Source organism: Pseudomonas fluorescens, from assembly GCF_902497785.1.
Classification (GTDB): Bacteria; Pseudomonadota; Gammaproteobacteria; order Pseudomonadales; family Pseudomonadaceae; genus Aquipseudomonas; species Aquipseudomonas fluorescens_BO.
In genome coordinates this window covers 195491-209865 of the sequence record NZ_CABVHK010000001.1, presented here as the reverse complement: position 1 = coordinate 209865, position 14375 = coordinate 195491, and the positions used below count along the sequence as shown (strand labels likewise).

The 14375-nt window shown below is 58.3% G+C and carries 14 protein-coding genes; 4 read left to right on the top strand and 10 right to left on the bottom strand.

What is annotated here, in order from left to right; genetic code table 11:
• Position 1 precedes the first annotated feature (1 nt).
• The 5 genes from F8N62_RS01020 to F8N62_RS01000 all read right to left on the bottom strand — a co-directional run bounded on the left by F8N62_RS01020 (position 2) and on the right by F8N62_RS01000 (position 5083).
• Positions 2–1177 carry a thiolase family protein gene (locus F8N62_RS01020; protein WP_057005054.1) on the bottom strand — a complete coding sequence of 392 codons (1176 nt, stop codon included), beginning with the start codon at positions 1175–1177 and terminating at the stop codon, positions 2–4.
• Complete coding sequence (locus F8N62_RS01015) at positions 1174–2076, bottom strand: 3-hydroxyacyl-CoA dehydrogenase (protein WP_057005053.1); 903 nt, start codon at positions 2074–2076, stop codon at positions 1174–1176. The genes F8N62_RS01020 and F8N62_RS01015 overlap by 4 nt, the downstream gene beginning before the upstream one ends.
• 13 nt (positions 2077–2089) lie before the next feature.
• Positions 2090–2941: a fumarylacetoacetate hydrolase family protein gene (locus tag F8N62_RS01010; protein ID WP_057005052.1), complete on the bottom strand. Its 852-nt coding sequence runs from the start codon at positions 2939–2941 to the stop codon at positions 2090–2092.
• Entirely contained in the window at positions 2941–4005 is a 1065-nt protein-coding gene (locus F8N62_RS01005; protein ID WP_020300781.1) for an amidohydrolase family protein, read from the bottom strand. Before F8N62_RS01005 ends, F8N62_RS01010 begins: the two co-directional genes overlap by 1 nt.
• A gap of 346 nt (positions 4006–4351) precedes the next feature.
• Positions 4352–5083, bottom strand: coding sequence for a TetR/AcrR family transcriptional regulator (locus tag F8N62_RS01000; protein ID WP_057005051.1), 732 nt, complete (start codon positions 5081–5083; stop codon positions 4352–4354).
• 183 nt (positions 5084–5266) lie between these two features.
• Here F8N62_RS01000 and F8N62_RS00995 point away from each other — a divergent pair, with 183 nt between their 5' ends.
• The gene (locus tag F8N62_RS00995; protein WP_057005050.1) at positions 5267–6898 is read left to right on the top strand and encodes an ATP-dependent acyl-CoA ligase; all 1632 of its coding nucleotides are present in this window, start codon (positions 5267–5269) and stop codon (positions 6896–6898) included.
• Between the two features lie 128 nt (positions 6899–7026).
• On the opposite strand, the gene F8N62_RS00990 is transcribed toward F8N62_RS00995, so the two are convergent.
• Positions 7027–7827, bottom strand: coding sequence for an SDR family NAD(P)-dependent oxidoreductase (locus tag F8N62_RS00990; protein ID WP_126588877.1), 801 nt, complete (start codon positions 7825–7827; stop codon positions 7027–7029).
• Positions 7828–7928: 101 nt separating this feature from the next.
• On the opposite strand from F8N62_RS00990, the gene F8N62_RS00985 reads away from it, so the two are divergent.
• Positions 7929–8669, top strand: coding sequence for a DUF2889 domain-containing protein (locus F8N62_RS00985; RefSeq protein ID WP_057005048.1), 741 nt, complete (start codon positions 7929–7931; stop codon positions 8667–8669).
• Between the two features lie 84 nt (positions 8670–8753).
• Here F8N62_RS00985 and F8N62_RS00980 read toward each other — a convergent pair whose 3' ends face one another.
• The 4 genes from F8N62_RS00980 to F8N62_RS00965 all read right to left on the bottom strand — a co-directional run bounded on the left by F8N62_RS00980 (position 8754) and on the right by F8N62_RS00965 (position 12640).
• A complete protein-coding gene (locus tag F8N62_RS00980) occupies positions 8754–9329 on the bottom strand; it encodes an aromatic-ring-hydroxylating dioxygenase subunit beta (RefSeq protein ID WP_057005047.1) in 576 nt (191 codons plus the stop codon).
• A gap of 90 nt (positions 9330–9419) precedes the next feature.
• Complete coding sequence (locus F8N62_RS00975; protein WP_057005046.1) at positions 9420–10820, bottom strand: aromatic ring-hydroxylating dioxygenase subunit alpha; 1401 nt, start codon at positions 10818–10820, stop codon at positions 9420–9422.
• A gap of 123 nt (positions 10821–10943) precedes the next feature.
• A complete protein-coding gene (locus F8N62_RS00970; protein ID WP_020300788.1) occupies positions 10944–11942 on the bottom strand; it encodes a fumarylacetoacetate hydrolase family protein in 999 nt (332 codons plus the stop codon).
• Entirely contained in the window at positions 11939–12640 is a 702-nt protein-coding gene (locus F8N62_RS00965; RefSeq protein ID WP_020300789.1) for an SDR family NAD(P)-dependent oxidoreductase, read from the bottom strand. Before F8N62_RS00965 ends, F8N62_RS00970 begins: the two co-directional genes overlap by 4 nt.
• A gap of 139 nt (positions 12641–12779) precedes the next feature.
• Here F8N62_RS00965 and F8N62_RS00960 point away from each other — a divergent pair, with 139 nt between their 5' ends.
• Entirely contained in the window at positions 12780–13178 is a 399-nt protein-coding gene (locus F8N62_RS00960) for a Zn-ribbon domain-containing OB-fold protein (protein WP_020300790.1), read from the top strand.
• Positions 13178–14368, top strand: coding sequence for a thiolase family protein (locus F8N62_RS00955; RefSeq protein ID WP_020300791.1), 1191 nt, complete (start codon positions 13178–13180; stop codon positions 14366–14368). The genes F8N62_RS00960 and F8N62_RS00955 overlap by 1 nt, the downstream gene beginning before the upstream one ends.
• The last annotated feature ends 7 nt before the right edge of the window (positions 14369–14375 follow it).

Here is a 14375-nt window from a genome sequence, read left to right as displayed (position 1 = left end):
CTCAATCGAGCCGTTCGATAATGGTCGCCGTGCCCATGCCGCCGGCGCAGCAAATGGCTTGCAGGCCAAAACGCCCGCCGCGGCGCTCAAGCTCGTTCAACAAGGTGGTCATCAAGCGTGCACCACTGGCGCCCAATGGATGACCGAGGGCAATAGCGCCACCGTTGACGTTCAACTTGTCGTGCGACACACCGGTCTCCTGCATCCAGGCTAGCGGCACCGAGGCAAACGCTTCATTGACCTCGAACAAGTCGATGTCGTTGATGTTCAGCCCGGCCTGGCTCAACACCTTTTGGGTGGCAGCAATCGGCCCGGTGAGCATTAACGTCGGATCGGACCCGACGGTTGTGAACGCCACAATCCGCGCTCGAGCCCTGAGCCCGAGTTTTTTCGCGGTTTCGGCACTCATCAACAGCAATGCCGCTGCTCCGTCGGAGATCTGTGACGAGTTGCCAGCGGTGATTCGACCGGTGTCCGGACGAAAACTGGTTTTTAGCGTCGACAGTTTTTCCCGCGATGTATCACGGCGAATGGTTTCGTCCTCGCGCAACACAGCAACTGGCTCCGTCAGCACTTGCTCTCGTAGCTCCTCGACCGCAACCGGCACTATTTCATTATCGAAATAACCAGCATCGGACGCCGCGGCAGCACGCTGATGGCTGGCAAAAGCGAAATCATCCAGCGCATCGCGACTGAGCGCCCATTTGTCGGCGATACGTTCAGCAGCCTCGCCCTGACTGGTCAGTTCATAGCGTTGCACTGCCATCCAGCCAAACGCTTCGCCGTGAATTTCACGGTTACTGCCCATGGGCACGCGGCTCATGTTTTCCGCACCACCTGCCACCACGATATCAGCGGATCCAGCCGCGATGGCGCCAACGGCCAAATGCACGGCCACTTCGCCCGACCCACATTTACGGTCGATGGTCAGGCCCGGCACGGTGACCGGCCAACCGGCACCGAGCAAGGCTGTACGGGCGATGTTGGCGGACTGCTCGCCAATTTGCGTGACATTGCCAAATATCACATCGTCGACCAACGTCGGCGACACATCGACCCGTTCCAGCAACCGGCTGAGCACCAGCGACCCGAGGTGATCGGCGCGCACGCCGGCCAGGCTGCCGCGGAACTTGCCGATTGGCGTGCGTACCGCATCAACTATGACGATGTCTTTCATAACGCACTCGCCTTGAGCCCTGAACCTGGTACTTGTTTACCGTCTTCGTAGCGGTAAACCCCCTGCCCTGACTTTCGCCCCAGTCGCCCGGCAGCGACCATTTTGATGATCAGCGGGCACGGCCTGAATTTCTCACCCAGGGTCTGATGCAGATAACGCAGAACAGACAGCCGCGTATCCCAACCAGTCAGGTCACCCAGCTCCAATGGGCCCATCGGATGGTTAAAGCCCAGGCGCAGAGCCGTGTCGATGTCTTCAGCGGTCGCGGTGCCTTCCTGCAGCATCCACATTGCCTCGTTGCCCAACAGCGCAGACATGCGACTGGTGGTCAATCCTGGTGACTCATTGACGATGATCGAGGTTTTGCCAATCTGCTCGCACAAGGTACGCGTGCGCGCCACGACCTCATCACTGGTAGCCAGCCCCCGCACGAGCTCCACCAGTTTCATTTTGTGCACCGGATTGAAGAAGTGCATGCCGATCACGCGATCTGCACACTCCACTGACGCCGCAATTTCGGTCACGCTCAGGGCCGACGTATTGGTCGCTATAATCGCGTCCGGTGCCAGCAGTGGCGCCGCTTGCGCGAGCACCGCCTTCTTCACTGCCAACTGCTCTGAGACTGTTTCAACCAGCCAATTGGCGCCACTCGCCGCTTCAGTCAAGTCGCTGCAGGTCAGTAGATTGGCCAACGATTGCCGGGCTTTTTCTTCGCTGACTTTGCCCAGGCGCACGCCATCGGCGAGGATTTTTTCGATGCTCGCCCTGGCGTTTGTCAGGGAGGCGGCATTGGTATCGACCAACAAGGTACTGAAACCGGAGCTGGCGAACGCATGCGCAATACCGGTGCCCATCAGACCCGCACCGACGACGACTACTTTTTCTTTATTGGCGTTCATGTTTGGCTCTCGATTAGGCGCGGTTCTTTTTACTGACCACATTGCGCAACGTGCCAATGCCTTCGACGCTGGCTTCGACCACATCGCCTTCCTTGAGGAACAGACCGGTGCCCATCCCCACTCCCGCCGGCGATCCCGTGAACAACACATCGCCACAGGCAAAACTCGAGCGCTGCTGGACAAAGCGGATCAGATGATCAACACCCCAGGTCATTTCGCCGGTGGAGCCGTCCTGGCGCGTCTCACCATTTACTTTCAAGGTCAGGCGCAGCGTTGGTGACCCTTGCGCAAATTCATCCTTCGTGACGATCCAGGGACCAAGTCCAGTAGTCCGATCCTGGCTTTTGGCCGCGAACAGATCCATGCCGATGCCCGCCGGCCCACTACGCTGCAGATCGCGCGCGCTGACGTCATTGCCGACGGTGTAACCGAGCACGCAGGCAAGCGGGTTTTCCAGGTCAATCTCGTCAGTACCGATGACCGCCACCAATTCAACTTCGTGATCGAGCTCCTCAGTCAACGGTGGAAAGCGGATCGGGTCATTGGCGCCAATCAGCGCGCCATAAGCCTTGAGAAAGGCGACTGGCTGGGACGGCGCACTCAATCCAAACTCCACCAGATGCTTGGCGTAATTAGCGCCAGCCACGACCACCCGGTTGACGGGTTCTATCGGCGGCAACAGGCGCACTTTGGAAAGGGGGAGCGCTGGCCCGGCGAATCGCAACGAACTGATGCCGCGTCCGGCAGTCACGCCGGGCGCCCAATCTTTGAAATTGCCGGAAATTGGCGTCACCTGGTCCTGGGCCTCATCCACGACAGCCCAAAAAACGCCGGTAGCAAAATACTCACATCGTGCCAGCTTCATCAGGCACCTACCTTGCCCAACTTGGCAGGATCGATGTGCAGCAAGCGGCATGCGTTTTCATAGCGAATCTTGCGCAAGTCGGCGTCGGACAACTTCAGGCCATGGGTCAGGTCGTGACGCACGGCATCGCTACCGCCGAAGTTGCTGCCGTACAGCACATGGTCTGCACCGATGATATCGACCAACGCCTGGCGCATCGGTACTTCATGCAGCTCAACGTCGAAGTAGAAGTTTTTCATGTACTCGAGCAGCGGCTTTTTGTTGTATTTGACGTCGAGGTTCTCGTTGGTCTTGGCCAGACGACCGAGCTGGTACGGGACATAGCCGCCGCCATGGGTGATGTACACCTTAAGGTCAGGGAAGCGATCCAGTACGCCGCCGCAAATCAGGTTCCAGAAACAACGGCTTTCGTCGTACTGCATGCCAACGATGGCGGTGGTTTCGTAACGGTCGTCGTTGGCGTTCTTGCCCCAGGTGACCGACTGGTTGTAGCCGTGAATAAACATCGGCAGATCCAGATCACAGAGGGTTTTCCACACCACGTCGAGTTCCGGCGAATCGAACTCCAGGCCGCCGAAGTTGGCGCCGCCAGCGACCAGACCTTTAGCGCCCAGTACGGTGCAGGCGTAGCGCAATTCAGCCGCCGCCGCTTCTGGCGCATTCAAAGGCACGTGAGCCCAGAACATCAAGCGATCAGGAGCTGCGGAGCAGTATTCAGCCAATGTCTCGTTGACGGTACGGGCGAAAGGCACGGCGAATTCGGCTTCGGTCCAGTACATGTAGCAGTGGGACGGTACGGACACGACCTGCAGGTTTTGTCCCGCCGCATCCATGCCAGCCAAGCGCACTTTCGGATCAGCCCAGCGCGCAAAATACTCTTCAAGCTTGGGCCCCTTGCCGGAGCGCACGGCAGCCTTACGCTCTGGCGACCCAAGACCGAGAATCCAGTCACCGACACGCAGCTTGATATCGCCATCGGCGTGCTGCTCAAAGAACGGCCCCCAGTGAGGGTGCTGGTTGTAATAGCCAGGGTGCGGTGCGTGGGCGTGAAGATCGATAAGCATGTCTAGGTACCTCGAAGTTGGCACTTTTTGTTGGTTATTTGTGCGGTGCCTTCACGTGGCCTGGATCAAATTGCCGCGAAAAGGGGAAGCCGACGGCTCACTGCCAAGACCAGAGCTTAAGATTAAATTGAGCAGAAATCAAAATACTGTTCAATTTATTTTATTTGCGCGCGGAGAGGCCTGACCCAGAGCCCTCGACTCGCGTCGAAAAATGCTTAGAGGGGTCCAAAACTTCGAGTCAGCCTCGAAAAAGAGTGGAATGCAGGAGGGGAAAAATTAGCGTACGGAAACGCAAAGCCCCCGATAAACGGGGGCTTTTGTTTGCGCGATGGGTAGTTCTTTAAGGTCAGCGGCGGGTGCGCGAGGTAGAACCCATGATCAGCGCGCCCAGGAGTTTTTTCACCCGGACCGGGAACAATCGACGCCCCGCGGCTTCTGGCACGAGGATTTCGCTCAACACGTAACGAATGATCATTTCGCAGATCAGCTCACGGTCAAGACGCACCCCGAGGCGTTCGTCCCAGTCGTCGAAAACGATGCCCAGGCCATCCTGAAAGCGCACGATCGAATCGTGGAAAATCCGTCGGAAGAAGCCCAGCGCGTAGTCGGGTGCAACCACCAGAAGACGCCGAGCCCGACTTTGCTCCAGGTAGTTGTCGAGATAGGCAAACAGCGCATTCAAGCGCGCTTCAGGATCACTGATGTGACCGAGTTCCTGGGACAGCGAGCTGTGAAAGCTTTCGCGCTTGTGGCGTGAAAAGGTGTCCAGCAAGTCCTCTTGCGAAGCGAAATAGCGATAAAAGGTGCCACGGGAAACGCCCGCTACCTGGCACACATCCAGGATCGAAATACGATCCGCGCCAGACATCAGCACGACTTCCTCAGTGGCTTTAAGGATGTTGGCAATGGTTTCTTCCGAACGGCGATTCGGCTTGACTTTGGTTCCTGCCACTGAGTTGGCAGCAGCACGTCGCTCGACGGGTTTAGCCGGGCTCGCCCCTGCTTCAGGTGGCGCATTTTTTTTGGGTTTGCTAGCCGGCGCTGGCGCCTCTGCTTTCTTGGGTGCGGCTTTTGGCATGGCGTGACAGGCTCATGAAGAGTAAAGATTGTGCAACGTTAGCACAGGATCTGTGCATAAATAACACTATATGTTCAACTTATTGCTAAAGACATTTAAGACGTTTGTATTTAGAATCAGATTCTCTCTTCAAAATAAAATCAGGCAACCCGACCGCTTACGGATGCCTAAAGGAGAAAACTGATGGGTAGCAGTGGAAATCCAGACACCTGGGCAGTGGGAGAACGAGACACTGTCATTGACGCGTTAGATCGCGCGGTAGCAAGGCATCCAGACAAAATATTGCTGGATTTCAGCGGTGAGTTATACACATATGCTCAGGTTGACTCACTTTCCACCAAGATGGCCAACGCACTTGCCACCCTGGGCGTCAAGGCCGGTGAAACCGTGCTGACGATGCTGGATAACAATATCGATGCCGTCACCACCTGGCTGGCCATCAACAAGCTCTGCGCCGTGAGTGTGCCGATCAACACCGCGCTCAAGGGCGAGTTCCTCCGCCATCAGATCGCCGATACCGGCACCTCGGTGGTAATTTGCGAAGCAGCCTACCTGCCACGCATCACCCCGCTCGCCTCACAACTGCAGGACGTCCACCACATTCTTCACCGTGGCACCCTCGAAGCAGTTCCTGATTGCCCGATTCGTATTGCGCCACTGGATGAATGGCGTGGCCATGACGCCACCCCACTCGTCAATAAACCGCAACCTTCAGACCTCGCCTGCCTGATTTACACCTCGGGTACAACGGGCCCTTCCAAGGGCTGCATGATCAGCTACAACTTCATGTGCAATCTGGCGCGCCTGCAACTACGTGCCGGTCCGGCCAGTGCCGACGACGTCACCATCACGCCGCTGCCGCTGTTTCACATGAATGCGCTGTGTGTATCCATCATTGCCAGCATTCTGGTGGGCGCGCGCGCCGCCATTCTTGCGCGGTTCTCGGTCTCGAATTTCTGGCCGGAAGTGGAGCGCTCGGGCGCGACCATTGCCTCGATCCTGGGTGGCATGGGCGGCCTCCTCGCCCAGGCGCCAGATAACGAAGCGATGTTGCGCTGCGTCGGGCAGATCCATACCGCCCGTGGCAACCCTTATACCGAAGAAACCAAAAAGATCTGGCGCGAGCGCTTCGGCACCAAGCTGGTAGGCGGCAACGGCTATGGCCTGACCGAAGCCTGCGTTATCACTTCGCTGGCTGCCGGGGAATACGCCGCGCCCGGCTCGTCGGGTAAACGTATTGCAGATTTTGACGTTAGGATCGTCGACGACCTCGATCAGGAAGTACCGCCCAACTCCCCTGGCGAAATCGTGGTGCGCCCGCTCCGTCCCGACATCATGTTCCAGGGCTACTGGCGTCGTCCGGAGGATACCCAGAAGCTGATGCGCAACATGTGGTTCCACACCGGCGACGTTGGCAAATTCGATGATGATGGCTTCTTCTACTTTGTCGACCGCAAGAAGGACTACATGCGTCGCAGGGGGGAGAACATTTCCAGCTTTGAAATGGAAGCAGCCTTTGCTTCTCACCCGGCACTGGCCGAAGTGGCGGTGCATGCCGTGCCTTCTGATAAAGGCGAGGATGATGTGAAGGTGACTGCCGTACTGCATGAAGGCGTGACGCTAGACCCGGAGCAGCTGTTCCATTGGGCCACCGACTCGGTGCCCTACTATGCCTTGCCGCGCTACATCGAGTTTCGCAGCAGCTTGCCGAAAAACCCGCAGGGGCGGGTGTTGAAGTATCTGCTGCGCGATGAAGGTAAAACCGCCGCCACCTGGGATCTGGAAACCACATCGATCGTGGTGTCCAAAAAGTAACGGTCCTGCCCGGTATGTCTCGTCGATCCAACGTCGAAAGCCCGCTTTGAAGCGGGCTTTCGCGTCTCTTGGGCCTGGAGCCTTCTTTGCAGGAGCGAGCTTGCTCGCTCCTGCATCAACCGGGGTAATCAATACTCGCGCACGGGAATGCCTTTGGGGCGGGAGTTGTAACCGGGTAAGTGCAGGCCACCATCGACGTGAATGGTCTCGCCAGTGATAAAGCGCGACATCTCCGAAGCGAGGAATACCACCACCGGCCCGATATCAGCTTCAGGCTCGCCACAGCGCCCCAACGGACGCATCGAAGCGGACATTTCGGCAAACCCCGGGTTCTCTGCAGCGAGTTTGTGAAAGGTCGCACCCATCGCAGTCGGTGCGATGGCATTGGTTCGAATGTTGAACCGCCCCCATTCAGAAGCCGCGCTACGAGTCAGCCCCACGATCGCTGCCTTTGCCGTGTTGTAGTCGCCGTGCAACCAGGCGCCGATCTCGATATCGATGGAATAGAAGTTGATAATCTTGCCGCCGCCTCTCGCTTTCATGTGGGGCAGTGCGGCTTTCATCGCCCACCAGGCCGCCCACACTGTAGAACCGAGGGTTTTCTCCAGCATCGCGTCGGTTTTTTCTTCCAGAAGGACATTGGGTGTTGGCGCAAAGGCGTTGTTAACCAATATGTCCAGACCACCGAACTGATCAACGGCCAATTGCACGGCAGCTTCGATATCGGCCTTGCTGCACACGTCGGTCTTGATGAACACCGCTTGGGCACCCAGCGCTTTGAGTTCGGCGACTATGGCCTCGCCACTGGTGACATCCAGCTCGGCGACCACCACAGCAGCGCCCTCTTTGGCAAAGTTCAGCGCGATACCGCGGCCTATTCCGCCACCTGCACCGGTAATCAACGCGACCTGTTCGTTTAGCAGTGCCATAGCCACTCCATTTCTTGTTTTTTAGTGAACATTTTTGGTTATAGTGTTCAAATATAGCTGATTTCGTCAGCCTGAACAGCATTGAAGCAAGGATATTGAGGATGAGTGTATTTCGTCGCCGCGTAGACATCATTGCTCATCCCGGCAATGGCACGGGCGAAGTCCGAGCCGCGCTGGAAGACGACTTCCACCACTTCCGTGTCTGGGTCTGCCACCATCAAGGTGAAGTCACCGCCATTGGCGGCGAAGCGCTTCGCTACCCTTATTCCTTGTGCCCTCAGGCTTGCGATCAATTACAGCACCTGGTGGGCATGAAACTGGACCGGATAGCCCACTCGGTCACCCGTCAGACCGATGCCAGTCATCAATGCACCCATCTGCTGGACCTCGCGGGCCTCGCTGTCGCGGCGGCCGCTCGAGGCCCCCACCAGCGCCGTTATGACATCAACGTCGGCCAGCGTATTGCCAATCACACTCGCGCTACGTTGCTGTGCGACGGCGTTGAAAAGCTGAGCTGGGAAGTCGATGGCACCCTGATCGAAAGACCAGCCCCCTACTGCGGCATCAACCTTCGCGAAGGTATGGCACGCTGGGCACTGAGCACCCTCAATGAAGAAGCCGCCGAAGCGGCTCTTTTGCTTCGCCGCTGCACCCTGATTTCGATGGGGCGTGCGTACAACCTCGACGCCCAGATTCACGCCGCTACCAGCGCCCTCTGCTACAGCCAGCAACCCGAACGTGCGGAGCAGGCACTGCGCATGAAAGGCTCGACTCTGGATTTCAGCCACGAGCAGCTCAAGTTGTGCGCAGAGGATCAGCAATGGCTGAGACAACAGCAATAGCCGCTTCGCTCTTGCGTCAAGAACAGAGCGGCCAATGCCTTCAAGGTACGGCGATCCGGGTTCAAACCAGACCGCCGGTACGAACTAGAGGAAGACGGCCAGATTGGGTGTTCCAAGCACCGCCTGGTCAATGATGACTTCGCGCCGCGCCAACTTGAATCCCACTTCACTCAGGCGCAGCACATCACGCCGTTCGCCACTGATAATGTCGACGTGGTGGTCCTTGAACCGGCTACGGGTCAGCAGCAGGTAACTGGTCACCACAAACTCATCGCTCTTGTCGGTTTCTTCGACAAACACGTTGGTCACCAGACGTCGGGTACGCGAAGGAGGATCTTCCGCCCAGGCACTTTTGCCGGACAGGCGCAGGATTCGGCCCATGATCGAGCGGTAGTCATCGTGGTAATGCTGAACGCTGCGCACGATGGTGGTTTTCAACTCGGCGGCCAAGCGCGTCTGGCGTAGCGGCACTGTGTACACCAGGTCGGTGTCCAGGCGTTCGGCCCACTCCTGCAGGCGAATCTGGTCCAGCAGCGTGGCTTCCTCGTAGAGAAAGGTCACCACATCGTTGTAAATCGGCGAGCCTACCGGTACTCGCTTGGTACCGACTGGGGAACCCGGCTGGATATCCTCCACACCGCGTTGTTGAACCTGAGCCATGAGTCATTCCCTCACTTTTATTCTTGTTAATGCGGTTTCCAGCAACTGCGGCCCCTCAGGACCGCAGTCATACCAGGCGTAACAGACGCTTTACTTGTCGTCCGATGCAGTCATCAGCTCATGCCAGTACAACCACCAGTGCCACTGGGTATCGTCCTTGGTGAAACCTTCGTTGACGATGCCCGGGCCAGGCCAGCCTTCCGGCGCCCCCGTTTCAAAGACTGCCTGGTACTTCATCGTGCTCTTGCGGCCCATCGCCCCCTTGGCAGCCAGCGTCATGTGCGGCCAGGTATCGGAGTCATCCTGCTCGACCATGCCGGACGTGCCGAACAGCTGGATGGTTTGCTTGAGCATCTTGTCGCGCAATTCCGGGGAAGCGTCTTTCTCGGCAAATACCCAGTTGACGAACTCGAGCTTGTCCGGACCTTGCGGCACGTAGGCGTGCAGGGTCATCGAGCCGACGACAGTGCCATCCGGCTGCGGAATGTAGACAAAACCGAAAAGAATGTTCGGGAACATTCCACCGACTTGCGGCGGCATGCTGGTGAGCACTTTCAACTGATCTTCGGTCAAGTTGCGTGCCAGCTGTTCGACCATGTCGGCGGTCATGCCGGCAGGCGGCAATGCTTCGAGCTTCTGCTGCACACTCAACTCTGCCGGATCGAGGCCGGTCAGGCGCTTGATCTTGCGCGCCAGGTCGATGCAGCGCAGGGCATGGCCATGGGGCGAGCTGATTTCAACTCCGATCATTTCCGGGCTGAGGTCGGCTGTTTCACCCTCGCCTTTCTTGGCGTAATTGCCCACTTCGCCCAGCCAACGGTGCAAGGTCAGTGTGTGGAAACCGTCAGCCGCCGATTGCTCGCCAGCCGTTTTCCAGTTGGCGTTAACGATAAAGCGCTGCGGTGGGCCGAGTACTTCCATGCCCTTGTCGGAGCGGCAGAACAGCATGTCGTAATACCACTTGGCATCGCCGAGGAATTCGTCAAACGACGGCCCATCGATATTCCAGGTCGCAAAGACCAGACCGCCGTACAGCGTGACCCGTGCCTTTTTCAGGCCCAGTTCTTCTTTTGGCAGCATCTTGCCGTGCATGCACTCACGCTCGACGGGTGAGCCGACAAAGTCGCCATTCGGGCGGAAGGCCCAGCCGTGGTAGATGCATTTATGAATTTGCGTGTTGCCACAATCGGCGGTGCTGATGCGCATGCCGCGGTGCGGGCACACATTGAGGTTTACAAACACCTCGCCCTCTTTACCACGGGCAACAATGACCGAGTCGGAGCCCAGGTCGCGGACCATGAAGTCCCCGGAATTGGGGATCTCCGACTCGTGACCCAGGAGTACCCAGATCTTGCCGAAGATTTTTTCCATCTCCAGCTCGTAGATTTCGCGGTCAGACAACACGCGCATTTGTACTTCACGGCTAGAGGGATAGATGAGGTCAGAGACCTTGGTTCCATCAGACAATACGGGGCTTGTTCTTGTTAGCATGATTGCCTCCTGATCAGAGCGTCACGACAGTAGTCGCAGCGAAATATAAGACACTTTCTCTATTTATGTACATAGAATTCACTTTGTACTTGTAAGTGAATTCTTCCGTCATTCACGTACGCGTCAATCCTTGTTCGATGCCTTGCCCGCTTGAGTGCGCAGCACACCAATGCCGTCGATCTCCAGTTCAACCACATCGCCAGGCTTCAAATAACGCAATTGCTCCAGGCCGCAGCCGTTGCCGACCGTGCCGGAGCCCAGAAACTCGCCGGGGTACAGGGTTTCCGAGCGGGACACGTGGGCAATCACGTCTTCGAAACTCCAGCGCATATCGCGGGTATTGCCGCGCCCCCACTCCTCGCCATTGACCCGGGCGACCATGTTCAGGTCATAGGGATCACCCAGCTCATCGGCTGTCACCAGACAGGGGCCCATGATATTGGCGGTATCAAAATCCTTGCTCTTGGCCGGGCCGAGCATGCCGGGCATTTCCAGGGCCTGGGCGTCGCGGGCACTCATGTCGTTGAAGATGGTGTAGCCGACGATATGCGCCCGGGCGGCTTCACGGCTGATGTCCTTGCCGCGCTTACCGATGTAGCAACCGAACTCCAGTTCGAAATCCATCGCCCGGCTGTAGCTCGGCCATTGAAATTCATCGTCGATGCCAATCACCGCGAAACGGTTGCCCTTGTAGTAAATAGGCTGCTTGTTGAAAGTCTCGATGACCCGATCGTCAGCGCGGGTGTTCATCGCTTTCAGCGTGGCTTCCGGGTCTTCGGTACGCAGCGCACGGGCACGACGGGCCGCCGCGAAGCTCTGGCGCAGATGCAATTCGAAGCAGGAACAGTCGCGCATTTGTGGAGGCGGCTGGATCGGTGCACGCAGCTTCACGCTGGCACGCTCCAGCACCGCCGCCGAGGGTGCCTTAGCGACCAGTGAGCGGGCCAATTCCAGCGCCGGTTCGCCGGCCTCTACCAAAGCCAGAATGCTGCTCAACGCCACACTGTCACGACCTTCCAGCAAGCGGTAAGCGTGTTGCAGGTCGAGTACCTGCTGATCCCGATTGAGCAATGCACCCGCGCGCTCAAACCCTTCGGCGTCGGTATACGTCACCAGTCTCATACGCGACCACTCACGGGGAGCAGCGCACCGGTTACTGCTGCGGCTTCGTCGGATAAAAGAAACGCCACTACCGCCGCCAACGCCTGCGGAGTGACCCAGCGGCTGCTGTCAGCATCAGGCATGTCGGCGCGGTTGGCGGGGGTGTCAATGATGCTCGGCAGCACAGCGTTGACCGTTACACCACGATCCTTCAGTTCCTCGGCCAACGCCTCGGTCAACCGGGCCACACCGGCCTTGGAGGCGGCATAAGCCCCCATACCTGTTGCGGCTTTGACAGAGGCCAGCGCGCCAATGTTGACGATGCGCCCGGCCTTGGAATCCAGCAGGTGTGTCAACGCGGATTGAGAACTGACCACTGCGGTACGTACGTTCATCTGATAGAGGCGATCCCAGGTCAGCAGGCTGCCACCTTCGACGGTCTCCCAGGCAAACCCGCCCGCGACATTGACCAAACCGTCGATGCCACCCAAATGCCCCGCGACCTGCTCGAACGCAGCGCTGGCCGACTCGCTCGAAGTCAGGTCGACACCACCCAGGCACAGCAGGTTTTCCGTATCCAGCAAGGCAGCTGGGGCCTCGCTACGATCCAGCAACGCCACCCGGGCGCCTCGCGCCAGCAGAAATTTGCCAAGTGCGCTGCCGAGGGCACCAAACCCGCCGGTGACGACTACCCTCTTGTCCAATAGTGATTGGGACATCGCGAAATCCTCTTGTTGTTGTTTTACGGCGCGAACGGTCGATTCGCGCCTTTGTCCGGATGAATATATGACACTTTTAGAAAATATGTACAAATGATACCGTATGACTTCAAGTCAAACACTCACCTGCGGACCGCTGATGCCTAGAAAACTGCCTGCACTCAACGCCGACAACCGCGCCTTCTGGCAAGGCGGTCAACAGGGCGAACTGCTCGTTCATCGCTGCGCAGCCTGTAGCCGGTATTTCCACCCGCCCGCCCCGCTCTGCCCGCATTGCGCAAGCTTCGACGTGGCGCCGCAAGCGGTGTCCGGCAAGGGCACCGTACTTAGCTTCACCATCAACTATCAACCCTGGACCCCCGACCTGGAGGTGCCCTATGTGGTGGCGATCATCGAGCTCGTTGAGCAACCCGGCTTGCAGTTCGTGAGCAACGTGGTGGGCATGCCGGTCACGGATGTACATATCGACATGCCGGTACGGGTCAGCTTCCTCAATGTCGAGGATGTGTGGTTGCCTCTGTTCGAGAAGGATCAGTGATGTTCGATCATCGTTATGAAAAAGACGTAGCCATTACCGGTATCGGGCAATCAGAGATCGGCCGACCGTCTACCAAGTCAGCGATGCGCCTGACCCTGGACGCCTGCCTGGAAGCCATTGCGGACGCCGGCCTGCAACGTAGCGACATCGACGGCGTGGCCTGCTGGCCGGGTGATAACAACAATGGCGACCCGTTCTCACCGGTCGGTCCCAGTGCGCTGAAGAGCGCCCTTGGGCTCAACGTCAACTGGTTCGGTGGCGGTTATGAAGGGCCCGGCCCGCTTACCGGGGTCATTAACGGGGCCATGGCGATTGCGGCGGGCCTGTGCAAGCACGTACTGGTGTTTCGCACCATCACCGAAGCGTCAGCCCGTATGCTCAACAAACAGGCCGGCGCACTGACCAACAAAACCCAGGGTCGCGACAGCAGCTACGCCTGGCAGTGGTTTACCCCGTTCAATGTGCAATCGGGCATCAATCTGATGGCGTTGTATGCCCAGCGTCACTTCCATGAATACGGCACCCGACCGGAGCAGCTGGCGCAGATAGCCCTGACGTGTCGCCAGAACGCCATGCGCAACCCCAAGGCGCTGTACCGCACGCCGATGAGCATGGACGACTACATGGCATCGCGAATGATTTCAACGCCTCTGCGCATGTTCGACTGCGACGTGCATTGTGATGCGTCCACCGCCATCATCCTGTCCCGTCGTGATATCGCCCAGGACCAGCCAAATAAACCAATTCGCATCGAGGCCATGGGCGCAGCGTTGAACCAGCCCTGGTCGTGGGATCAGATCTCCCTGACCAAAATGGCCGCCTTCGATGTTGGCGAGATGATGTGGGCACGCACCGACTACACCCCGCAGGATGTTGAATCTGCGCAGTTGTATGACGGATTTTCGATCTTGACCCTGATCTGGCTTGAAGCCCTGGGCCTGTGCCCCATTGGGGAAAGTGGCGCGTTCGTCGAGGGTGGCACGCGCATCGCACTGGAGGGCAGCTTGCCCATCAATACCAATGGCGGGCAGCTGTCTGGCGGACGCACCCACGGCCTGGGTTACGTGCATGAAGCCTGCCTGCAACTGTGGGGTCGTGCCGAAGGCCGGCAAACCCGCGAACACCGCGTCAGTACGGTGGCAGCCGGAGGCGGCCCGCTGGGGGGTAGCCTGCTACTGGTTCGCGAGTAACGGCGCG